This window comes from Streptococcus sp. FSL L8-0526 (genome assembly GCF_038007145.1).
Classification (GTDB): domain Bacteria; phylum Bacillota; class Bacilli; order Lactobacillales; family Streptococcaceae; genus Streptococcus; species Streptococcus thermophilus.
In genome coordinates, this window is sequence record NZ_JBBOWP010000001.1 from 579,515 (window position 1) to 602,032 (window position 22,518).

Here is a 22,518-nt window from a genome sequence, read left to right on the forward strand (position 1 = left end):
GTGTTTGGATTTGAGATATATGAAAAAGACTGGACATAGTGTCTCAGTCTCTCTTAATTAGTTTTAACCCAAGGTTACGATGGTACATCCGGAACCACCAGCACTTTGTGGGGCATATTCAAAATTTTTAACATGGCGATGACGGCGGAGATATTTGGTTACAGCATCTCGGATGACACCGGTACCAATACCATGGATGATTTCCACCTGACTCATGTTGTTAAGTAGAGCTTGGTCAATAAAGGCATCGAGCTCTTGCATGGCTTCTTCGTAACGTTTCCCACGAAGGTCTAGACGGGCACGAGGCCCATCAGATGATGCCTTCCTGGCTTTTTTAACCACATTAATTTGTTTTTTCTTGGGTTGTTGTGCTTCTGCTTGGGTACGAACCAGAGTGAATTCGTCTGCCTTTAGGCTCATCTTGATGAGACCCACTTGAGCTTCCCAGTTACCATTTTTGGCTTGCCTGGTGAGCGTACCACGTTGCCCATAGGCAGTAACGATAATATCATCACCGACACGAGGGGCACGCGCAGCCTTTTCTTTCTTGGCTTTACGAAGAACCTTGTTCTTAGAAAGGTCGACTTGTGCGGCAAGTTTCTTAAGTTTCCCTTTGGCGTCGATAACTTCATGAGGCTTGAGTTGACTCTTATCATGGAGATTTTTGAGAATACTATCGCTTTCAGCTAAAGCTGTATCCACCATCTCTTGAATTTCTTTTTGAGCCTTTTCGAGTTCCTTGTCGTACTCATGGGAGAATTCAGTATAGAGTTTCTTGACCGCACGGTTGAATTTAAGGTTCTCTTGCTCAACGTCCTTGATGTGCTCCAGACGTTTTTGTGTTTCTACAGTTTGGGCTTCAAGTTGCTCGATGATACGGTTGACATCACTATCCGTATCAGTGAGGTTTTCTGCTTCCTTGACAATAATCTCATTCAAACCGAGGCGGCGAGCAATCTCAAAGGCGTTAGAGCGACCAGGAACCCCTTGCATAAAGCGATAGGTAGGTCTTAGAGTTGCTGTGTCAAACTCCATGCTAGCATTTTCCACATGTTGTGTCTCAATCCCATAGGCCTTAAGCTCAGGATAGTGAGTAGTAGCCATGGTCTTAATCTGGCTCAAACGGAGGTGCTCTAGGATTGCCATGGCTAGACTAGCCCCTTCCTGAGGGTCGGTACCAGCCCCAAGCTCATCGACCAAGACCAAGCTATTGCTGTCGGCAGTGTTCAAAATCTCGACAATGTGCGTCATGTGACTAGAGAAAGTTGACAAGCTCTGTTCGATAGACTGTTCGTCTCCGATATCCGCAAAAATCTCTTGGAAAATGGCTACACGACTGCCCTTATCAGCCAAAATTGGCAGACCAGATTGAGCCATTAGTTGAGCTAGTCCTAGAGTTTTAAGCATGACCGTTTTACCACCAGTATTGGGACCTGTAATGACAATGACCGTGAGATCCTCATCAAAGCGCAAATCGTTGGCTACTGGATTGATTAAAAGAGGGTGACGAACGTTAAGCAGTTGGAGTGTTTGGTTGTCACTAATCTCTGGAATAATTGCCTTTTTATCATGGAGATAGAGGTATTTTCCTCTAATGAAGTCCATATGGCCCAAAATCCAAGCATTGTTAGCGATGGCAGCAGTATGTGGACGGAGTTGATCAGACAGTTCATGTAGGATACGTGCCATCTCATGGCGCTCGTCTGCACGTAATTGTGTAATTTTTTCGTTAAGCTGGATAACGGCTCGTGGCTCGATATACACTGTGTTCCCAGAGCTTGAGATGTCATGAACAACCCCCGCAATACGGTTACGGTAGGTATTTTTGACAGGAAGCACTGAACGGCCATTACGACTAGCAATTAAGTTCTCAGCTAACATGTGCCCAGATTTCTTGAGAATGTCTTGCAAGGTCTGGCGAATGGCATCATCACAAGCCTTAAGTTGACGACGGATATTTTGCAACTCAGGACTAGCAAAATGCTCAATAAAACCACCATCATTAATACTTTGAAGACTACCTTGTAGACTTGGAAAGGCCTCAATCTTTTCAAAAAGACGTTTAAGAGCGATGAGTTCAACATTTTCAAGGTCAGCGTAGAAGCGGCTAAGGTCAGCTGAAGCTTGCAAGACCTTCTTGATAGCAATGAGCTCCTGGATGTTGAGGTCAGCATCCAGTTCCAAGCGACGCAAGGGCTCAGAAATATCTCTTAAGCTACCAATGGCAAAGCCATGATGCTCTACGAAAATCTCAGACATTTCTTGGATTTCTGAAAATTGGTTTTGAATTCTTTCTGGATTGGTCATAGGCACCAAGTCACGCAACTCCGCCTGAGCCTGTTCGGTCTGCAGGTATTCTGTGAACTGGTCTTTGACCTTGTTAAATTCTAATTGGTCTAAAATCTTTGTGTTCATAGTTCCTATTATAGCATATTTTACTATAGGACGTGGAGCTGGGAAATACCTGTAACAATACTGTTGACTGATTCGTTCTAAAATTTGTCGATGGACAATTTTCCTTATGGCTTATTATTTATGAATGTTTATTTTACAAAACAGTCTTCTCAAAATAAGAGATTTTCAATCAAAACCAATGCACTCATCTATGTTATAATAAACCTATGACTAATCAGAAAAAATTACTATTAATCGACGGTTCGTCCGTTGCCTTTCGTGCTTTTTTCGCACTCTATAATCAAATTGACCGTTTTCGTAACAATAACGGCCTTCATACCAATGCCATCTACGGCTTTCACCTTATGTTGGACAATCTACTTGAGCGTATTCAGCCGACCCATGTCTTAGTAGCTTTTGATGCGGGAAAAACAACTTTTCGTACAGAGATGTTTGCGGACTATAAGGCTGGTCGTGCCAAGACTCCAGAGGAATTCCGTGAACAGCTCCCTTATATCCGTGAGATGTTGGCTGCACGTGGCATTGCCTATTATGACTTGGCTCAGTACGAAGCAGATGACATTATCGGTACCTTAGCTAAGATGGCTGAAAATACTAGTGAGGCCTTTCAAATTACTGTTGTTTCTGGGGATAAAGACTTGATTCAGCTGACTGATGAAAATACAGTCGTTGAGATTTCGAAGAAAGGCGTAGCTGAGTTTGAGGCCTTCACTCCTGACTATCTCATGGAGAAAATGGGGATTACTCCAGCTCAATTCATCGATCTTAAGGCCCTCATGGGTGACAAGTCCGACAATATTCCAGGGGTTACTAAGATAGGTGAAAAGACTGGTCTCAAGCTCCTCTTGGAACACGGTTCCCTTGAAGGCATCTATGACCACATTGATGAGATGAAAAAGTCCAAAATGAAGGAAAATCTCATCAACGACAAGGAACAAGCCTTTCTTTCTAAGACCTTGGCAACCATTGATACACAGTCACCTATTGAAATTGGCCTAGATGATACGGCCTTTAAGAGACCTAACCTTGAAAAATTGCTAGCTTTTTATGACGAGATGGGCTTTGTTCATTTCAAAAATGCTCTTCGCGGAGAGGCTGTCCCACAGGATTTTGATGTGGCCTATGTAGAGCCTAGCCAAGTGACAGCGGATCACTTTAGCTCTGAAGATTTCTTCTATTTTGAAATCCTCGGTGACAATTATCACACAGAACCTATCATCGGTTTTGCTTGGGGAAATGAAAAGCAGATTTATGCGTCTACAGATACTGACCTACTCAAATCAGAAGCATTCCAAGCAGCTCTTTCTAAGGCTGTTAATATCTACGATTTCAAGCGCAGTAAGGTCCTTTTGAGCCATCTAGGTATTGACTTGCCGACAGCTAATTTTGATGCCCGTTTGGCCAAGTATTTGCTCTCAACTGTTGAGGACAATGAATTGTCAACCATTGCTCGTCTCTACACAGATTTACCACTGGAAACAGATGAGGTGGTCTATGGTAAGGGAGCTAAGCGTGCCATTCCTGAAAAAGAGGTCTTGCTCAGCCACCTGGCAAAAAAAGTCAAGGTCCTTCAGGTTGCCAAACCGGTCATGCTAGAAAAGTTAGCTGAACATGGCCAATCAGAGCTTCTCTTTGACATGGAATTACCATTGGCAAATGTGTTAGCCAAGATGGAAATGGCTGGTATTAAGGTCGATGGACAAACCCTTAACGAGATGGCAGTGGAAAACCAAGCAGTCATCGACAAATTGACCCAAGACATCTACGAAATGGCGGGCGAAGAATTCAATATTAACTCGCCTAAACAGTTGGGTGTTATCCTCTTTGAAAAAATGGGTCTACCTTTGGAATACACTAAGAAAACCAAGACAGGTTATTCAACGGCAGTGGATGTCCTTGAACGTTTGGCACCAATTGCTCCAATAGTAGCTAAGATTTTAGAGTACCGCCAAATCACTAAGCTTCAGTCTACCTATGTCTTGGGGCTTCAGGATTATATCCTTGAGGATGGTAAGATCCATACCCGTTACATGCAAGATTTGACCCAGACAGGTCGACTCTCATCTGTGGATCCTAACTTGCAAAATATCCCCGTTCGCTTGGAGCAGGGTCGTCTCATCCGTAAGGCCTTTGTCCCATCGACTAAGGACGCAGTGCTACTAAGCTCGGATTACTCACAAATTGAGTTGCGCGTGCTTGCCCACATTTCGGGAGATGAGCATTTGATTGCAGCCTTTAAGGAGGGGGCGGATATCCATACCTCTACAGCCATGCGTGTCTTTGGTATTGAAAAGCCAGAGGATGTCACACCTAACGACCGTCGTAACGCTAAGGCTGTTAACTTCGGTATCGTTTATGGTATTTCTGACTTTGGTCTTTCTAACAACCTTGGTATTAGCCGTAAGAAGGCCAAGGAGTATATTGACACCTATTTTGAGCGTTATCCTGGTATTAAGGCTTATATGGATAATGTGGTTCGTGAAGCCAAGGATAAAGGATATGTATCAACCCTCTTCCACCGCCGTCGTGAGTTGCCAGATATCAATTCTCGTAACTTTAATGTCCGTAACTTCGCAGAGCGAACAGCCATAAACTCTCCTATCCAAGGAAGTGCTGCTGATATCCTCAAGATTGCTATGATTAACTTAGACAAGGCTCTGGTAGAAGGTGGCTATAAAACCAAGATGCTCCTCCAAGTACACGATGAAATCGTCCTTGAGGTGCCAAGCGACGAACTTTTAGCTATGAAAGCTTTGGTTAAAGAAACCATGGAAGCTGCAGTAGAACTCGCTGTCCCCCTCATCGCAGATGAAAATGAGGGCTGTACATGGTATGAGGCAAAGTAAAGCATGAAAGAAAATCTCCCATTTACCTATTTTCTCCTGCGTTATATGCTGGGGTTTCTAGCCGTTGTCCTAGGTATCGTGGCAGTATTGGTGATTATCACCTACTTTATAACCAAGTAGAAATAGATAGATAAAAGCCGGACCTCAGTCCGGCTTTTTTGGTAGAACTACTTGTAATTATAAAGGATTATCGCTTAATCTATAGATAATTTAATTAAGATTCTAATTTAATCTAGTTTAGAATTGCTAAAACATAGCATTTAGTCCAATTGTATAAACGATTAGAGATATAAAAATATAGATTGATTTCTCAAAAAATACTTAACTTATCACCCGTGTAATTGTTGATGTAATACCAAAGAGATTTAAGTTATTTAATGTTTTTATTAGGTCGTTTTTTATGAAAGAATAGTTATGAAAAAGAAATTAACAGGATTTCTACTTTTATTAAGTTTATTTTTTTCTGACGGCTTGTAACGCAACAAATATGGACATTTCAGGTTCAGGCGACAGCACCTCTAAATCTGAGCAAGTGAGCGGTGTTTCTTCTGAAGCCGAGGAAGTGAGCTATGATGAGCTCTATGCTTTGGTCTTGGACCTCTATCGATCTATTGCCTTAAACCGTGATACATCAGCTGTTCCAAGCAACCTCTCAACTGAGGAAGCTTATTCAACTAATACGATTTTTGAATCCAATTGAGTGGATGAAAAAGTCCAATATAGCTATGTAGATATCAATAATGATGGCTCGGCTGAGGTTTTGATTGATACTCCTGACAGTGTTCATGTATTATATTATCTTAATAATGATGATGAGCTTGTATTTGTTAAAAGTGCTGGAACCTTTGCTAAGCTTGAGCACTATGAAATGCTATAAAGATGATACCTTTAACTTTAATCAGCTTCAATCGGTTGATTTCAGCATATCTGAGACGACAGATGGTGCAAGTAAGGTTATCCTGGGATACGTTAAGACCTTGGACTTGTTTTCCGAAGGCTGGTACGACTTTGATGACTCAAGTAGCGACAATACAGAAGAAAGTAGTAGCAACAGTAAGTCAAGCAAAGAGACTGGAATAGATATCGATGCTATTTAGGATGATGATTTTAGTATTCTGGAAGGAACTTGAGAAAATGGAAGAGGAGACACTATTGTATTTAGCAAGGATAGAGTCACACAATCTGGTACAATGATTACATTGAAATTCGGAGAAGTAAAAGACCGTATTTTGAAGGAGTATAGTTGGGCGGGGGAATCTGTAGGGAGTTCACAACTTTTTATGATTTCTTCGGGAGTTTCTATTCTAGACAATAACGAATCTGATAATAGTAAAGATAGACTTTTAGGAACACAAAGTAATCTTGAGTTAGGTCAATCATCTGATTTTCATTATCGTAAAATAAGACAAAGCGGTTGGGATTTGTAGTCTCAATGGCTTTGTTTCCCATAGTGACATTTATGTTATTATTTTTATGCACTTATTCTTGCAATCTATCATAAATAAAAGCGGGACCAGGAGCTGTGATAGGAGCTTAAAAAAGCAAAAGGAGAACCCATGTTTGATTTGAAAAATTATATAATAGGGATGGTTTGTATGGGTTTGTTGACTCTTTTTGATAGGTCAATTATATCCTATCTTAAAAAATATAAGTCAAGTAAACAGAGGAAAGATATTTACTGACTCTTATGATAGGACTATTATTTTGATTGGTTATGTTAAGGGTCGTAGCCGTATGTACGATAAACTTGGCGCATAAGAAAAAGGCTAGCGCGATGCTAACCTTTTTTGCTATCTTCATAAGTTTTAATCATTTTTTTCTGTGGTGTGGCCATTGGGAACTGGTTAAAGTCCTCAGTCGTTACCCAGCATAGCTCCTTGTGGGTAGGGAGTTTGTCATCTTTAACAATACCTTCCACTATTTCGATGGTCCATTTTTGGTGGCTGAAGGTATGTTTTACGGGTGTAAAGTTATTGTCTGTCCAGACTGGTTTAAGAGCATAATTTTCCTCGAAAATAGCTTTTTGTGAAGCGGTTTCGAGGGCACAATTATCCTTTTTAAAAAAACTGAGTTGTTGGCCAATAAAGTTCGTCTCTATGATAGGGAAAGTCCAGAAACCACCTAGTAGGCGCCCATCGATATTTTTTTCTAGAAGAAATTCACCCTTCATATTTCTGATAATAAAAGCCTGAATTTGCACAGGTTTGGGCTTTTTCTTTGGCAATTTGATGGGGTATTTGTCATAGGTTCCATTGAGATAGGCTGCACAGAAAAAGCGAATAGGACTTTCGTCTGGTCTTGGATTTTTAGCCGATTCGATATCGGACCCGAGGTCCATAAGTGCCTGATTGAAGTCACCTGGACGGTCAGAATCAATCAAAATTTCCATAATAGCTTGGAAAATCTTACGATTCTTAGGGTCTCCGATGTCATAGTTAACTTCAAAGAGGCGAGCCAAGACTCGCATAACATTCCCATCAACAGCAGGTTCAGGGAGCTCAAAAGCGATGCTAGAAATAGCACCAGCAGTATAGGGTCCTATCCCCTTGAGTTTTGCAATATTGTCATAAGTATCTGGGAACTGACCAGCAAAGTCAGTCATGATTTGTTGTGCGGCCTTTTGCATGTTTCGGACACGTGAATAGTAACCTAGACCCTCCCAAGCTTTGAGGAGTTTTTCTTCTGGAGCTTCAGCCAAATCCTTAACTGTTGGAAACCAGTCTAAAAAGCGCTCGTAATAGGGAATGACAGTCTGCACTTGAGTTTGTTGTAACATGATTTCACTGACCCAGATATAGTAGGGATTCTTAATTCGACGCCAAGGTAGGTCCCGTTTTTCACGATCGTACCAGTCCAGGAGGGTACGACGAAAAGATGCGATTTTCTCAGCATCCCACATAACAATGCCATATTCTTTTAAATCTAACATATATCTATTGTAGCAAAGAAATCTTTTTTCAAAAAATCTTGCATTTTCTAGAGAAAAAGATTGATAAAAGTAAGCGTTTACATTATAATAAAAATGTAAAGAAGATAAGGATTCATCAAGGAGGTAAAAGCCATGGTGAGAATCAATATTTCAAGGTATAAAAACGGAGACTAAGATCTCTAAACAAAATAGTAGGCAAAACAAATAACTTTACCAATTATCTCTGAGGAGCGTGGTCACATGACAGTAGGGCGATACAAGAATGGAGATTAATTAAGTCGCATAAAATAGCTACAAGGGAGTGATACCACCAGAAGTTGAAAGCTAAAATCAAATCAATTAACTTACGAAAAAAGTGAGGTAAAGCTCATGAGAAATGTTAGTAGGTATAAAAAATGGAGATACTTAAGCAGTTGTGTAAAATAGCTTAGGGAGTGATACCAATGTAATAGAAAATTTTAAAATGGTTAAAAATCATTTATAAGTTGATGGGGTAATATATGATTGCTAGGTATAAAAATGGTGACACACAATAGCTCCTCCTTATGAAAATATTTTTTACAAAATTCCTAAAGGATGTTCTAATGACAATTGAAAAATCTTAAAAGCTCATTCTTACACGCTAGAATGAGCTTACTGATATGTTTATTTTGGCGAAAGATTCTTAGTCCTTATTGTTTAACTGAACCTTTCGAAGCAAGGCTAGTCTTTTTTGTTCCTCTACTAGAGATAAAAAAATTTGGTATTGTTTTTGAAGATGTGGCAGGAAACTCTTGGGAATTTTGCTATCAAAACTTAAGTTATCCAGAAAAATCGGTGCACTACTATCTCTGTAAATTTGACCCTGAAAGAAGTAGTTATTAGTCACGATGTCAACAGAGATACGTGAAGATCGCCAACGGCGTTTGCGCATGTATTTAGGTTTCCAACGGATCTTAAGCTGTTGATATTTAATATACCAGCCCATGATGTCGATTTTGGCAGTTTGTCCAGTTTTATCATCAAAGTAGGTCACAGGTATACTCAGGACCTGCTGGTTCCGTGGTGAGCTTAAAAAGGGATGGAAATCAGGGAGAAAATCGTAGTCTTTGTTAGACACCTCGGACAAGTTGTTTTCTTCTTTCATCTTTCCTCGACTGGTGTACTTGAAAAATTCAAAAACCTTACCTTCTCTTTCTAGTTTCTCCGACTCCAGTTGGTACCTTGTTACCTGATCACCTATATTTTTTGTCGTCTTGAGATAACGCATGGTTTCTGGGTCTTTAAAGTATAGAGCGACTAGATTTTTAAGATACTGACTGGGTGCCAGAGAGTGTAACTCCTTTGGAAAAGCAAAGATCTGGATGCTGTAGACAGCAGCTAGGGGTACAGCTGCGATACCTGATAGGAGCTTGTCTTTTGTAAATAGAGAGGCGGCATCAAAGTGACTGGTGTGACCAAGATCATGTGTCATATCAACAATAAAGAGGTTGTTGTCCTATTTGAAAGTAATGATGTAGGTATCACTCTGCCCCGGGTTTTTAAGGTCAAATTCAAGAGCAGTGATAGAAATATTATAGTAGTGGTTAAAGATTGGAAGCTCTAGTTCCTCTCCCAGTTTATTTTTACGGTAAAGCATTCTATTATTTTAGCATGAAGTTTGACCTGAGAAAAGATAACAGATAGGGCTTAGTATTTTCTGAGTGATTTTTAAGTCTCACAAAAATAGAGCAGACACATTGACTTTTTCCTTGCATTATCACCTATTCTTTGGTAAAATGGTTTCTTGTGAGTGCACCTCACTTACTCGTGGCGAAAGACCATGAGTCATTAGACCAAAAGAGGAGGAAAATATCAATGGCTAAATACGAAATTCTTTATATCATTCGTCCAAACATTGAAGAAGAAGCTAAAAACGCTTTGGTAGCACGTTTCGATTCTATCTTGACTGACAACGGTGCAACTGTTGTTGAATCAAAAGATTGGGAAAAACGTCGTCTTGCATACGAAATCCAAGATTTCCGTGAAGGACTTTACCACGTCGTAAACGTTGAAGCAAATGACGTTACAGCTCTTAACGAGTTCGACCGTCTTGCAAAAATCAACCGCGATATTCTTCGTCACATGATCGTTAAACTTGACGCGTAAGAAGGTAAATTATGATTAATAATGTCGTACTTGTTGGTCGCATGACCCGTGATGCGGAACTTCGTTACACACCAAGTAATGTTGCTGTTGCAACATTCAGCCTTGCGGTTAATCGTAACTTTAAAGGTGCTAATGGTGAACGTGAAACTGACTTTATTAACTGTGTTATCTGGCGCCAGCAGGCTGAAAATTTGGCTAACTGGGCTAAGAAAGGTGCATTGGTTGGAATTACAGGTCGTATTCAGACTCGTAACTATGAAAATCAACAAGGTCAACGTGTTTACGTAACTGAAGTTGTCGCTGATAATTTCCAAATGTTGGAAAGCCGTGCGGCACGTGAAGGTCATAGTGGTGGTTCATACAATGTTGGAGGATTTGATAACTCAAATTCATTCGGTGGTGGAGCTTCCACTGGTGATTCGTTTGGTGAATCACAACCTGCACAATCTACACCAAACTTCGGTCGTGATGAAAGTCCATTTGGTAATTCAAATCCAATGGATATTTCAGATGACGATCTTCCATTCTAAGAATGGGCAAAACGAATTAAATATATAAAGGAGAAATAAACATGGCTCAACAACGTCGTGGCGGATTCAAACGCCGTAAAAAAGTTGATTACATCGCAGCTAACAAAATCGAATATGTTGATTACAAAGATACTGAGCTTCTTAGCCGTTTCGTTTCAGAACGTGGTAAAATTCTTCCACGTCGTGTAACAGGAACTTCAGCTAAAAACCAACGTAAAGTAACAACAGCTATTAAACGCGCTCGCGTTATGGCACTTATGCCTTACGTAAACGAAGATTAAAAATAATGCCCTCATCTGAGGGTGTTTTTTCTGTCTTAGTTTTGTAGATTTTTGTCATTTCTAGGGCTAAGAGTGGAGAGATTTAATCTTGTGCTTTAGGGTAAAAGAAAAACCAACTGGTCTTCTCATTTATCTTGAGGAACTAGTTGGTTGTTCTGTGGTATAAAGAATGTATTTTCTAAGAAATCATCAAATTTCTGATTATTAACGAGGATATCAACATTGTCTTTGAAAACCTTGAAACGATTGCCTAGCCAGTGTGTTTTGATATCGGACCAATTGTTGAAACGACTTCAGCGGTAAGGAAGTGTTGGATCTTGTTTTTCAAAAACATAGATACTACCATCTTTTTCGTAAGCTATAGCTGTATGGAAGTTACTAACATCACCAGGGCTATTTTGAAAGACAGAGAGGAGTTTTATATTTTCTGGAAACTTGAGTCCAGCTTCTTTCCAAGCTTTCAGGAGGTCATCTGTAGACTGGTAGCTGATATTATCCCCAAAGAGGAGGCTGTAGAGAGCTTAATCCTTGGCATTTAGTTCTTTGTGACGGGACTTGAGATCAAGAAATTCATTTTGAAGGGAGAGGTCCAGTTTAGTAAGGTCCTTCGAACTTGTAATGAGGTCATGAAGGATGAGGAAGGACGTCCGTCGGCAGTTCAAATCATCGGTGAAGTGAGATTTATTATTTTCAAAAGTTTTTTCGTTAAGAAAGGTGACAAATTGATTTTGATCCTTACCAATTTTGCTTGTGGTCCATTTTTTGACAATAGGTTGAAGATTTGTGTTTTCCTGATTATAGCGGTTGATATAAGGAACTAGATTATCCCAGTCTTTTGTTGGAATACCCTTGCTTTTTAAATCTTTAGCTAGCTGCTTTACCTGAGTTGGAATTGTCACATTGTTGAAATTATAGTAAGCATGATAGCTTTTTTGACTAGTCTTGTGGCCGCAAGCTATCAGTAATAGGCCGCAAGAGATGATAAGTAAAGGAAATTTGATTCGCATCTATTGGAGTTCTTTCTTTTGTCTATTAGCTTTAATATTTTAGTATAGAACAGCCAGCTGTGTCAAGATTTCTGACGTAAAAAAGCACCCTTATGGGTGCTTGAGGTATCGGTTGATTAAGATACTGGTGCGTAAGTGCTTTGAACGTTGTAATGACGTTTGAAGAAATATTTGGCAACACCAGCGATAACACCAATAATAAGGGTTACAATTGGAGAAAGCCCAGGATTGAGGTAAGTTGGAAGAAGGGCTGTAAGACTAAAGAGGGCAAACCATGCAATGAAAGAAAGTGTAATGATGGTCATGCTAAACCACCATTTAGGACGTTCTTCTTTTGGTTTGTTATTATGACGATAGATATAGTGGTAAGGGGTATACATAGCAAGGCCACCAATAAATGAGACTGAAAGAAGGGTTGTGAGGCCGTAGCTTGTTTGTGTTCCCGAGAAACCAAAGATTGCGTTCATAATAGCAACAATGGATAGAAGGAATAATGAGGTATCAAGCCACATCTTCCAAGGAGTTTTGTCTGTTTCTGGAATTTCTTTGCTAGGTTTTCCAGAAACAGCTTGTTGGTGCTTTTCAGTAGAGAAGCTAGCTGCCCAAACAGTTGGAGCACCAAGGAATCCACGGCCTGTGATTCCTTTTTTCTGATTTTTGATAAGTACAGGAATAACATCGCTAAGGATATCTTTGATTTCTTGGTCTGACTTACCATCTTTGATAAGTTGGTTAGTTGCTATATGAATAAATTCTTGGTTTTTCTTGGTGAGTTTTTGGATGTCCATGAGATGACCTTTCGATAATTAATATTATTTTTAGTGTTGAAGTTTAGAGAAAAGAAGAGGGGGCTCTATGTTAGAACCATTTTTTTCTGATAAAGTAGATAACAACGCAAGATGACCCGAAAGCCGCAATGAAGAAAATGATCCAAAAGGCGTTATCTAAATCGGTTAGTGGCATAGAATTGTTTTTTAAGTTCATACCGTAAGCGGAGAAGATAACGGTTGGGATGTCCAGAGCCATAGTCATGAGAGCGAGTGTTTTCATGATAGTGTTCTGGTTGTTATTGATGATAGAGGCTGAGGTTTCGGCCATGGCGTTCAAGACATTTTCATAGATGCCTGCCATCTCAATGGCCTGTTGGGTTTCGACTAAGGTATCTTCCAAGAGATCCTCGTCCTCAATATATTTCTTCAAGCTAGAGGCGTTACCTGTTAGTTTTTTGACAATTCGCTCATTCATCTTAAGTGAGGCTTTTAGATAGACAATGGATTTTTCCAATTCCATCATGTCAATCAAGTGTTCATTCTTTGTCGAATTTTCCAACTGAGCTTCCAATTTATCCTTTTGACGGTCGATAGAACGTAGGGCGGTTAGGTAAAGTTGAGCATTGCGATAGAGAATTTGGAAGACAAAGCGTGTCTTCATGAAGGTATAGAAGTTACGTACACGGTGATTGAGGAAGTCGTCCATAAGGCTGGTGTTCTCGAGGCAGGTAGTTACGACTACCTCATCGGTAACGATGATACCCAATGGAATGGTAACGTAATAACTTTTGTTATTACGCTCTTCTTGGGTGGGGATGTCGACCAGGATTAGGGTGTAGTCATCTTCGACATCGATACGTGATGTTTCTTCCACGTCCAGAGGGGCGCGGAGATCTTGGATATCAATGTTAAAACGTTCTGCAACCTTTAAGGCTTCTTCCTGGGAAGGGTTTACCAAATGAATCCAAGCACCAGGCTCGAATGTTTCAATTTCTTTCAATTCTTTTCCGGTGGATAAGAACATTTGTTTCAATGGGAACCCCTCCTTTGTCATTCGTTAAGTGTTGGCGTCATTATCTGAAAATGTCTTGTCCGTTTTTGGACCAGAAAAAGTCAGATAAATAAGCAGCTCTTAGCTTTTTAGTGATATCAATTGAGGCCTAGAGACTATTCTCTTTGCCTTTTTTGCACACTCAACCATTATACTATATTTGAAACATTTTTGGGTTGGATAAATTGAAATTTTGTTATAATTATGAGAGAAACTAGGGATGGTGTTCCCATCCGTCTGTAGAAAGGAGTGGCAGTGGCTTTAGGGCTAGGCCTCTTAAAAATATGCAAGATAAGTTAGTGATTCGCGGAGCAAGAGCTCACAATTTAAAAAATATTGATGTAGAGATTCCTCGTGACAAGCTCGTCGTCGTGACGGGGTTGTCGGGGTCTGGTAAGTCTTCTTTGGCTTTTGATACAATTTATGCAGAGGGTCAGCGCCGTTATGTTGAAAGTCTCTCAGCTTATGCCCGCCAATTCTTGGGAAATATGGAGAAACCTGATGTGGACTCGATTGATGGCTTGAGTCCTGCCATCTCCATTGATCAGAAAACAACGAGTAAGAACCCTCGTTCGACTGTGGGAACTGTAACGGAGATTAATGACTATCTTCGTCTCCTTTATGCGCGTGTGGGTGTGCCTTATTGTATCAATGGGCATGGGGCCATTAAGTCGTCATCAGTGGAACAGATTGTAGATGAGGTTTTAGCCCTTCCTGAACGGACACGTATGCAGATTTTAGCGCCGATTGTCCGTCGTCGAAAGGGGCAACACAAGGCGATTTTTGAGCGCGTGCAGAAGGACGGTTATGTTCGTGTTCGTGTGGATGGTGAGATATACGATGTGACGGAAGTCCCTGAGCTATCCAAGTCGAAGATGCATAATATTGAGGTGGTTGTGGACCGTTTGGTTAATAAGGAAGGTATCCGTAGTCGTCTCTTTGACTCAGTCGAGGCAGCGCTACGTTTAGCGGATGGCTACTTGATTGTGGATACTATGGATGATAATGAATTGCTCTACTCGGAGCATTATTCTTGTCCAGTTTGTGGTTTTACAGTGCCTGAGTTGGAGCCGCGTCTCTTTTCCTTCAATGCGCCATTTGGTTCTTGTCCGACCTGTGACGGTTTAGGAAATAAACTAGAAGTTGATATTGATTTGGTCATTCCTGACCCTAGTAAGACCTTGCGTGAAGGTGCACTAGCGCCTTGGAATCCTATCTCATCCAACTACTATCCTGCCATGCTTGAGCAGGCCATGGAACAGTTTGGCGTGGATATGGATACGCCATTTGAAAATCTTAAAAAAGAAGAACAAGATTTGATTCTCTACGGATCTGGTGACCGCGAGTTCCATTTCCATTATGTTAATGATTTTGGTAGGGTGCGTGATATTGACATTCCTTTTGAAGGGGTTGTGACTAATATCAATCGACGCTATCATGAGACTAACAGTGATTTCACCCGCAATGTCATGCGTGGTTATATGAATGAACTGTCATGTCCAACTTGTCATGGCTATCGTCTTAACGAAGCAGCACTCTCGGTTCGTGTTGGTGGTGAGGATGGCTTAAATATTGGTCAAATTTCTGAGCTGTCTATTTCTGATCATCTTCAAGAAATAGATCGCCTTGAATTAGGTGAGAATGAAGAATTGATTGCCCGTCCAATTATCAAGGAAATCAAGGATCGTCTGACTTTCTTAAACAATGTCGGCCTTAATTACTTGACTCTCTCTCGTATGGCCGGAACACTTTCAGGTGGTGAGAGTCAGCGTATCCGTTTGGCGACACAGATTGGCTCCAACCTTTCTGGAGTCCTTTATGTTTTGGATGAGCCCTCTATAGGTCTTCATCAGCGTGATAATGATCGCTTGATTTCAAGTCTTAAAAAGATGCGTGATTTGGGCAATACCTTAATTGTGGTGGAGCATGATGAAGATACCATGCGTGAAGCTGACTGGCTTATCGATGTAGGACCTGGCGCCGGTGCCTTTGGTGGACAAATCATAGCTTCAGGAACCCCAGAAGCAGTTGCTAGAAATAAGAAATCAATTACTGGTCAGTACCTGTCAGGTGCTAAATCAATTCCTGTACCGACGGAACGCCGTGTAGGAAACGGCTGTTTTATCGAGGTTAAAGGAGCCAGTGAAAATAATCTTAAAAATGTGTCTGTCAAGTTCCCACTTGGAAAATTAATCGCAGTGACAGGCGTTTCTGGTTCTGGAAAGTCAACTTTGGTTAACAGTATTCTCAAGAAAAAGATTGCCCAAGAGCTAAATCGAAACAGTGAGAAACCTGGGAAACATAAATCGGTGACTGGAATCGAGAATATCGAGCGTTTGATTGATATTGATCAAAGTCCAATCGGGCGTACTCCACGTTCCAACCCTGCAACCTACACAGGCGTCTTCGACGATATTCGCGATCTTTTTGCTCAAACCAATGAGGCCAAGATTCGCGGTTATAAGAAGGGACGTTTCTCTTTCAATGTCAAAGGTGGCCGTTGTGAAGCCTGCTCTGGTGATGGGATTATCAAGATTGAGATGCACTTCTTGCCTGATGTTTATGTACCTTGTGAGGTTTGCCATGGCACACGCTATAATTCTGAGACCTTAGAAGTTCGTTATAAAGGGAAGAATATTGCTGAAATTCTGGATATGACAGTTGATGACGCGGTTGATTTCTTTGCGGCTATCCCTAAGATTGCTCGTAAGGTGCAGACAATCAAGGATGTGGGGCTCGGGTATGTGACTTTGGGGCAATCAGCAACAACCCTATCAGGGGGTGAGGCACAGCGTATGAAACTGGCTAGTGAACTTCACAAACGCTCTACTGGGAAGTCTTTCTACATTCTCGATGAGCCTACGACTGGTCTCCATACAGATGATATTGCTCGTCTCTTGAAGGTGCTTCAGCGTTTTGTGGACGATGGTAACACGGTTCTCGTGATTGAGCACAATCTGGATGTTATTAAGACAGCAGACCATATCATTGATTTGGGTCCTGAAGGTGGTATTGGTGGAGGTACTATCGTAGCTACAGGGACTCCAGAAGAGGTAGTAACCGTTCCCAAAAGCTATACAGGACAATATTTGAAAGAAAAATTGAAATAAAGTGAAAAGGGCTCTCTGAGTCTTTTTTTGCTTTAGGCTGGTTTAAGTTGAATTTGCTATTCTACGGTTAAGAAAAAACAAAGGAGTCACACTATGGTTGAAAAGCGTTTTTTCATAGGATTTAATGGTATTCTTCTAGTCCTATTTCTAGATATTTGTCTTTTGATTAGTATTCGTACAGTTGATCATCATGGTCGTTTTGAATCAACAACAGATAAATGGCAAACCTTACTTTACGTTTCGGGAGTTTATGTTAGTTTTCTCCTTTTTGAAATGATTTTGTTTCTTATTATGAGACATCGTAAAAATAAGCAGATTGTTGGACAAGTCATATAAGTACTTGTTTTTTCGTAGCTATTTATGGTGACATCTATGTCACTATTTTTTTGATAAGGGAGATTCTATAATAAAGTCAAGCTCTGTAAAGTTAGCTGCTAAAAATAAGAGAGTAGCTGTATTTTTTAGCTTTAAACCTTATCTAAAAGATTACTCAAGAACAGCTGTTTTTAGAGTTATCAGAGATTAGAATGACACCTTTGAAAGGACCAGATATGGAGAAGAAAAATATGGATAAACAAAGAGTAAATCTTATTAATAGGTTGACCCTTGTTATTGTGATTGTATGGCTATTTATTGTAATGATGAATGCTACTTCAAGTTTTACAGAAGGCATCGCTTTTATTGACCATAGCCTTGTCTGGGCAACACTTTCATTGGCTGTCTCTTTGTTTGCACTTAGACTAGCTAGTAAGGACAAGGAAAGATGATTTTACTAGCTTTAGGCTGAGCTTACTAACTCAGTCTTTTTTTTGTTTTCATTTTTTCTTGTGCAGGGTAACATTTACATCACTATTTTTTATTTTATTCAGCTTTTATAATGGATTCATAGCTTGAACAGGGGGTGTAAGAGTCATTATGAGAGAGCTAACTTTATGGTTTAACTTAGAAAGGAGTCTTGCAATATTAGAGGAAAAACAATTATTTAAGGTGTTATCTGATGCCGACTTGGAGCAAATTACTGGTGGTTTCAATTCGGGAAAATATGGCAAGTACGTTATTAATGAATTTGTAAAAAGTTTTCGTCAAGCGTGGTAGTTATTGTTAATTAAAGACAGGAGAGAATATGAAGAATAAATTTCAAAAAGTTGATGTTAAAGATTTAGAAACAGTGTTTGGAGGAAGTGTCTACTGATCTGTAGGATATGGAATTGGGGTTGTTAGGCACACTATCTATGATTTTGGCCATGGATTTGTAGATGGATTTAGAGGTTAAGGTGAATTTTATATGGATGTAATGACAATGAAGAAATTTGATGGTTTGTCTATTGATAAGCTTTCTGAAATTGTTGGAGGAAATGTACCATATGATATTGGCTATGGAGTAAGGAATGTAAGTTATATTGCGGTTGAGATTCTAAAACTAAGAAAAATAAGATAGCATATTGGAAAATATTTATGTTTATGAGAATTAATAAAGAAGAATTGTTATAAGTTTTCATCGCCCAAGTGAATAGTTCACTTGGATGTTAAAGATTTACATTTAAAATATAATTAAGCAAAGAAAGGAAATACATGACAGTACTAGAGGTAGAGGGGTAAACTACAATTTTGGAAAGCAATCTGTCTTGGATAATATCTCTCTAACCTTGAAAAAGGGGGATATTGCTGGTCCGATTGGCAATAATAGTGCAGGAAAGACGACCTTAATGAAATTAATTTCGGGTATCTTAGAGAGACCTAATGGAACTACTGACTTAAATACTAAAACTGAGGGTGCCTTGATTGAAGCTCCAGCTTTATATCCCAACATGACGGTTGAAGCTAACCTTAAGTTTTATTGCAGGCTTTATCATAAAGATTATTCATCGATTGATTGCTATAAAGAAGATTTAGAGGTAGCAACCTATCTCAAACGCAAGGCTTCCAAGTTGTCCCTGGGTATGAAGCAACGTGTAGGTTTGTTTATTGCTTTAATTGCATCAGATGAATTTATTCTTCTTGATGAGCCTACCAATAGCTTGGATCCTAATGGTATCAATAGTATTTTAATCTTGATTGAAAGGCTAGCTAAAAATCATGGTCTAACTTTTATTATTTCCAGTCACATCTTATCAAATCTTGAACAGGGTTGTACAAAAAACTATTTGTTGAAGAATCACAAATTGATTTGTTTGGATGATGATGCGAATGCCAAATATAAAATTTACACTGAGGATTTAAGCATGAAACCTTTGATGACCCTGCTAAAACTAAATGACCTTGCTTTTGAATGTCAAAAGAATGATATTCTGGTTAAAGGAATAGAAAAGATCAAACAGGTTTTGGGACAAGGGGGAATTTTTTTCACAAATTTTTTTCACATATGAAAAATCGGGATTGAGTGAGGTACTTTTTAATGGCGACTAAATTGAAAACGGTATTTTTAAAGCAAGAATGTGTTACAAAGAGTGCCTTTAGTTGTCTTGTATTGCTAGGGCTGATTGGTGCGATTGTTATCTTATGTGATGGTTATAAGGGATCTTATCTTGGACTATCTGCGATTTTAGCTAGCTATTCTATCATGGTGTGGTGGATATTGTCTTTGCTTACTTAGCTTTATCCAGTTTGGGAAGAGAATTTCAGAATTGAACGATTAATATGATTCGGGTGAGTGACTTATCTGGTCGGGAAGTGATTCTCCGAAAGCTTCTGAGCTTCCTTATTTTATCTATATTTGCAGCTACTATCTTGGTTTTAGAGTTGATTTTTTACAAGTACTATGTGCAGCATGTCGATTTTCCTTTGTGGGTTTATGTCAGACAAATCTATGTTTATTTTCTAGCTTATGGGACTTTTATTTATATGGTTTCAACTTTGATTATCTTACTTTTAAAGAATACCTTAACAGCTTTTGTAACAGGGTAACAGGAATGACCTTCTTTACACTCTATTTGGCTAGTTTAGGAGATACTATGACTAATCTAATGACTTACGTTCCGTTGAGTTTTATGCGAGCGGTCTTTACTAGTGGTCAACAGTTCTTTAGTCTTCGTGATGCCTTTGTTTTGTTTGCTTGAACCCTATTTTTGCTCCTTTTGACGCCAGCCATTTACGAAAAGCGAGCCTATGTATAGTACTTATAAAGTCAGAGTTTCATCTGGCTTTTTATTAATGCCATCAAAAAAACACGCCAAAGCATCAACTTCGTTCTTTAAAATCTGAAAATTTGATATAATTAACCTAAAATACAAAGGGGTCATTCAAATGCAACGTAGACTTGAGCGATTTGATGCTAAACTTGCCCAATCAGGCCTAGATGCCTTGTTGGTGACAGGACAAAATAATATTTACTATTTGACGGATTTCTGGGGGACAAATGCGACTGTTTTCATTACGAAAAATCGTCGTCTCTTTTTAACTGATTCACGTTATACGCTTATTGCCAAACAATCTGTACACGGCTTTGATATTATCGAAAGTAAGGATCCACTAAAAGATATCGTTAAATTTGTCGAGGTAGATAAACTTGAGACAATAGGCTTTGACAATCAGGTGTCATTCGCTTATTATCAAGCTCTTCAAGCGATTTTTGAAGGCTATACCTTGTTACCGCAAACCAACTTCATGGAAGAGTTGCGTATGATTAAGGATGAGAAAGAATTGGCAACTATCCGTAAGGCTTGTTCTATCTCAGATCGTGCCTTTACAGATGTTCTTGATTTTATCAAACCAGGTCAAACAACAGAACTACAAGTGGCTAACTTCCTAGATTTCCGTATGCGTGAATATGGAGCTTCAGGTATTTCCTTTGAGTCTATCATTGCTTCAGGTTACCGTTCAGCTATGCCTCACGGTGTTGCTTCAGACAAGGTCATCCAGTCAGGAGAAACTTTGACTATGGACTTTGGTTGTTACTACAATCATTATGTTAGTGATATGACTCGTACTATCCATATTGGTGAAACGACTGACGAGGAGCGTGAAATTTATGATATCGTCTTACGTTCAAATCGAGCTTTGATTGATGCAACTAAAGCTGGCATGACGCGTCGTGATTATGATAAGGTTGCGCGTGATGTTATTGTTGAAGCGGGTTATGGTGATTACTTTACACATGGTATCGGACATGGTATCGGTCTTGACATTCACGAGATTCCTTACTTCGGTAATTCTGATGAGACTATCGAAGCTGGTATGGTCTTGACGGATGAACCAGGTATTTATTTGGCTGACAAATACGGTGTTCGTATTGAAGATGATATCATTATTACTGAGAATGGTTGCGAAGTGATTACGCTTGCACCTAAGGAATTGATTGTGCTCTAAGATTTGGAGGAATACTTTATGACAAACCGTCTATCTTGGCAAGACTATTTTATGGCTAATGCAGAGCTGATTTCTAAGCGTTCTACCTGTGATCGTGCTTTTGTTGGTGCTGTTTTGGTCAAGGACAAGCGTATTATTGCTACAGGTTATAACGGTGGAGTCTCTGAGGCAGATAACTGTAATGAGGTAGGTCACTACATGGAAGATGGTCATTGTATTCGTACGGTCCATGCGGAGATGAACGCTCTTATCCAGTGTGCCAAAGAGGGGATTTCTACTAAAAATACAGAAATCTATGTGACGCATTTCCCCTGTATTAACTGCACTAAAGCTCTCCTTCAGGCTGGCGTTGTTAAGATTACTTATAAGGCTAATTATCGCCCCCACGCCTTTGCGATTGAGTTGATGGAACAAAAGGGAGTCTCTTATGTGCAACATGATGTTCCAGAGGTACACTTGGGGATGGATGACTAGATTCTCCTTGGAAAATCCTAGGGTTTAGGTTTGATTCTATAAAATATTTGAGCCATGCTGTCATTTATGGTAAAATAAACTGATAATAATTTTTACAAAGAGGTATTTAATAATGATTGAAGCAAGTAAACTCCGTGCGGGTATGACTTTCGTAACAAATGATGGCAAATTGCTCAAAGTTCTTGAAGCTAGTCACCACAAACCTGGTAAAGGTAACACAATCATGCGTATGAAATTGCGTGATGTTCGCTCAGGTTCAACTTTTGACACCAGCTACCGTCCAGAAGAGAAATTTGAACAAGCGATCATCGAAACAGTACCAGCACAATACTTGTACCAAATGGATGATACTGCATACTTCATGAACACTGAAACATATGATCAATATGAAATTCCAGTAGTCAACGTTCAAGAAGAATTGAAATTTATCCTTGAAAACTCAGACGTAAAAATCCAATTCTACGGAACAGAAGTTATCGGTGTGCAAGTACCAACAACTGTTGAATTGACAGTTACTGAAACACAACCATCAATCAAAGGTGCAACAGTTACAGGTTCAGGTAAACCTGCAACACTTGAAACTGGTCTTGTGGTTAACGTCCCAGACTTTATCGAAGCTGGTCAAAAATTGGTTATCAACACAGCTGATGGTACTTACGAATCACGTGCCTAA

The 22,518-nt window shown here is 39.7% G+C and carries 21 protein-coding genes and 2 pseudogenes; 17 read left to right on the top strand and 6 right to left on the bottom strand.

Going from position 1 to position 22,518, the window contains the following annotated elements; translation table 11 throughout:
* Nucleotides 1-63 precede the first annotated feature (63 nt).
* Entirely contained in the window at nt 64-2,415 is a 2,352-nt protein-coding gene (locus NSQ85_RS03200; protein WP_340781141.1) for an endonuclease MutS2, read from the bottom strand.
* Nucleotides 2,416-2,621: 206 nt separating this feature from the next.
* On the opposite strand from NSQ85_RS03200, the gene polA reads away from it, so the two are divergent.
* The 5 genes from polA to NSQ85_RS03225 all read left to right on the top strand — a co-directional run bounded on the left by polA (nt 2,622) and on the right by NSQ85_RS03225 (nt 6,688).
* Nucleotides 2,622-5,261, top strand: a complete 2,640-nt coding sequence (polA, locus tag NSQ85_RS03205) for a DNA polymerase I (protein WP_340781143.1) — start codon at nt 2,622-2,624, stop codon at nt 5,259-5,261.
* 487 nt (nt 5,262-5,748) lie between these two features.
* Entirely contained in the window at nt 5,749-5,961 is a 213-nt protein-coding gene (locus NSQ85_RS03210; RefSeq protein ID WP_232087330.1) for a hypothetical protein, read from the top strand.
* A complete protein-coding gene (locus NSQ85_RS03215) occupies nt 5,962-6,138 on the top strand; it encodes a hypothetical protein (RefSeq protein ID WP_179974005.1) in 177 nt (58 codons plus the stop codon).
* The gene (locus NSQ85_RS03220; protein ID WP_179974004.1) at nt 6,125-6,358 is read left to right on the top strand and encodes a hypothetical protein; all 234 of its coding nucleotides are present in this window, start codon (nt 6,125-6,127) and stop codon (nt 6,356-6,358) included. Before NSQ85_RS03215 ends, NSQ85_RS03220 begins: the two co-directional genes overlap by 14 nt.
* Before the next feature lie 93 nt (nt 6,359-6,451).
* A complete protein-coding gene (locus NSQ85_RS03225) occupies nt 6,452-6,688 on the top strand; it encodes a hypothetical protein (RefSeq protein WP_232087329.1) in 237 nt (78 codons plus the stop codon).
* Between the two features lie 350 nt (nt 6,689-7,038).
* Here NSQ85_RS03225 and mutY read toward each other — a convergent pair whose 3' ends face one another.
* Both mutY and NSQ85_RS03235 read right to left on the bottom strand, forming a co-directional pair.
* A complete protein-coding gene (mutY, locus tag NSQ85_RS03230; protein ID WP_179974003.1) occupies nt 7,039-8,190 on the bottom strand; it encodes an A/G-specific adenine glycosylase in 1,152 nt (383 codons plus the stop codon).
* A gap of 664 nt (nt 8,191-8,854) precedes the next feature.
* A pseudogene (locus tag NSQ85_RS03235) lies at nt 8,855-9,808 on the bottom strand (hypothetical protein).
* A 218-nt stretch (nt 9,809-10,026) separates the two neighbouring features.
* Here NSQ85_RS03235 and rpsF point away from each other — a divergent pair.
* Genes rpsF through rpsR form a run of 3 tightly spaced genes read left to right on the top strand, consistent with a single transcriptional unit; the run spans nt 10,027 to nt 11,128 of the window.
* Nucleotides 10,027-10,317 (top strand): 30S ribosomal protein S6, encoded by a 291-nt coding sequence (gene rpsF, locus NSQ85_RS03245; protein ID WP_179974002.1) that lies wholly within the window; start codon nt 10,027-10,029, stop codon nt 10,315-10,317.
* Between the two features lie 11 nt (nt 10,318-10,328).
* Nucleotides 10,329-10,847: a single-stranded DNA-binding protein gene (locus tag NSQ85_RS03250; protein WP_179974001.1), complete on the top strand. Its 519-nt coding sequence runs from the start codon at nt 10,329-10,331 to the stop codon at nt 10,845-10,847.
* Nucleotides 10,848-10,888: 41 nt separating this feature from the next.
* A complete protein-coding gene (gene rpsR, locus NSQ85_RS03255) occupies nt 10,889-11,128 on the top strand; it encodes a 30S ribosomal protein S18 (protein ID WP_000068665.1) in 240 nt (79 codons plus the stop codon).
* Nucleotides 11,129-11,253: 125 nt separating this feature from the next.
* Here the strand turns inward: rpsR and NSQ85_RS03260 are convergent.
* From NSQ85_RS03260 to NSQ85_RS03270, 3 genes and pseudogenes are all read right to left on the bottom strand, one after another.
* Nucleotides 11,254-12,135, bottom strand: a pseudogene (locus tag NSQ85_RS03260) (DUF4300 family protein).
* A 116-nt stretch (nt 12,136-12,251) separates the two neighbouring features.
* Nucleotides 12,252-12,923, bottom strand: coding sequence for a DUF1129 domain-containing protein (locus tag NSQ85_RS03265; protein WP_179974000.1), 672 nt, complete (start codon nt 12,921-12,923; stop codon nt 12,252-12,254).
* A gap of 70 nt (nt 12,924-12,993) precedes the next feature.
* Nucleotides 12,994-13,938, bottom strand: coding sequence for a magnesium transporter CorA family protein (locus NSQ85_RS03270; protein ID WP_179973999.1), 945 nt, complete (start codon nt 13,936-13,938; stop codon nt 12,994-12,996).
* A gap of 302 nt (nt 13,939-14,240) precedes the next feature.
* Here NSQ85_RS03270 and uvrA point away from each other — a divergent pair, with 302 nt between their 5' ends.
* The 9 genes from uvrA (at nt 14,241) to efp (ending at nt 22,518) form a co-directional block, all read left to right on the top strand.
* A complete protein-coding gene (gene uvrA, locus NSQ85_RS03275) occupies nt 14,241-17,066 on the top strand; it encodes an excinuclease ABC subunit UvrA (protein WP_179973998.1) in 2,826 nt (941 codons plus the stop codon).
* Nucleotides 17,067-17,159: 93 nt separating this feature from the next.
* The gene (locus NSQ85_RS03280) at nt 17,160-17,402 is read left to right on the top strand and encodes a DUF3923 family protein (protein WP_232086240.1); all 243 of its coding nucleotides are present in this window, start codon (nt 17,160-17,162) and stop codon (nt 17,400-17,402) included.
* Between the two features lie 191 nt (nt 17,403-17,593).
* Entirely contained in the window at nt 17,594-17,833 is a 240-nt protein-coding gene (locus tag NSQ85_RS03285; protein WP_232086241.1) for a hypothetical protein, read from the top strand.
* Between the two features lie 148 nt (nt 17,834-17,981).
* Nucleotides 17,982-18,161: a bacteriocin gene (locus NSQ85_RS03290; RefSeq protein ID WP_232086242.1), complete on the top strand. Its 180-nt coding sequence runs from the start codon at nt 17,982-17,984 to the stop codon at nt 18,159-18,161.
* Between the two features lie 190 nt (nt 18,162-18,351).
* Nucleotides 18,352-18,504, top strand: coding sequence for a hypothetical protein (locus NSQ85_RS03295; protein WP_179972274.1), 153 nt, complete (start codon nt 18,352-18,354; stop codon nt 18,502-18,504).
* Nucleotides 18,505-18,691: 187 nt separating this feature from the next.
* Complete coding sequence (locus NSQ85_RS03300; protein ID WP_232087326.1) at nt 18,692-19,432, top strand: ATP-binding cassette domain-containing protein; 741 nt, start codon at nt 18,692-18,694, stop codon at nt 19,430-19,432.
* Between the two features lie 877 nt (nt 19,433-20,309).
* A complete protein-coding gene (locus NSQ85_RS03305) occupies nt 20,310-21,371 on the top strand; it encodes a M24 family metallopeptidase (RefSeq protein ID WP_179973997.1) in 1,062 nt (353 codons plus the stop codon).
* Between the two features lie 18 nt (nt 21,372-21,389).
* Entirely contained in the window at nt 21,390-21,845 is a 456-nt protein-coding gene (locus NSQ85_RS03310; RefSeq protein ID WP_002951893.1) for a deoxycytidylate deaminase, read from the top strand.
* Nucleotides 21,846-21,957: 112 nt separating this feature from the next.
* Entirely contained in the window at nt 21,958-22,518 is a 561-nt protein-coding gene (efp, locus tag NSQ85_RS03315; protein WP_179973996.1) for an elongation factor P, read from the top strand.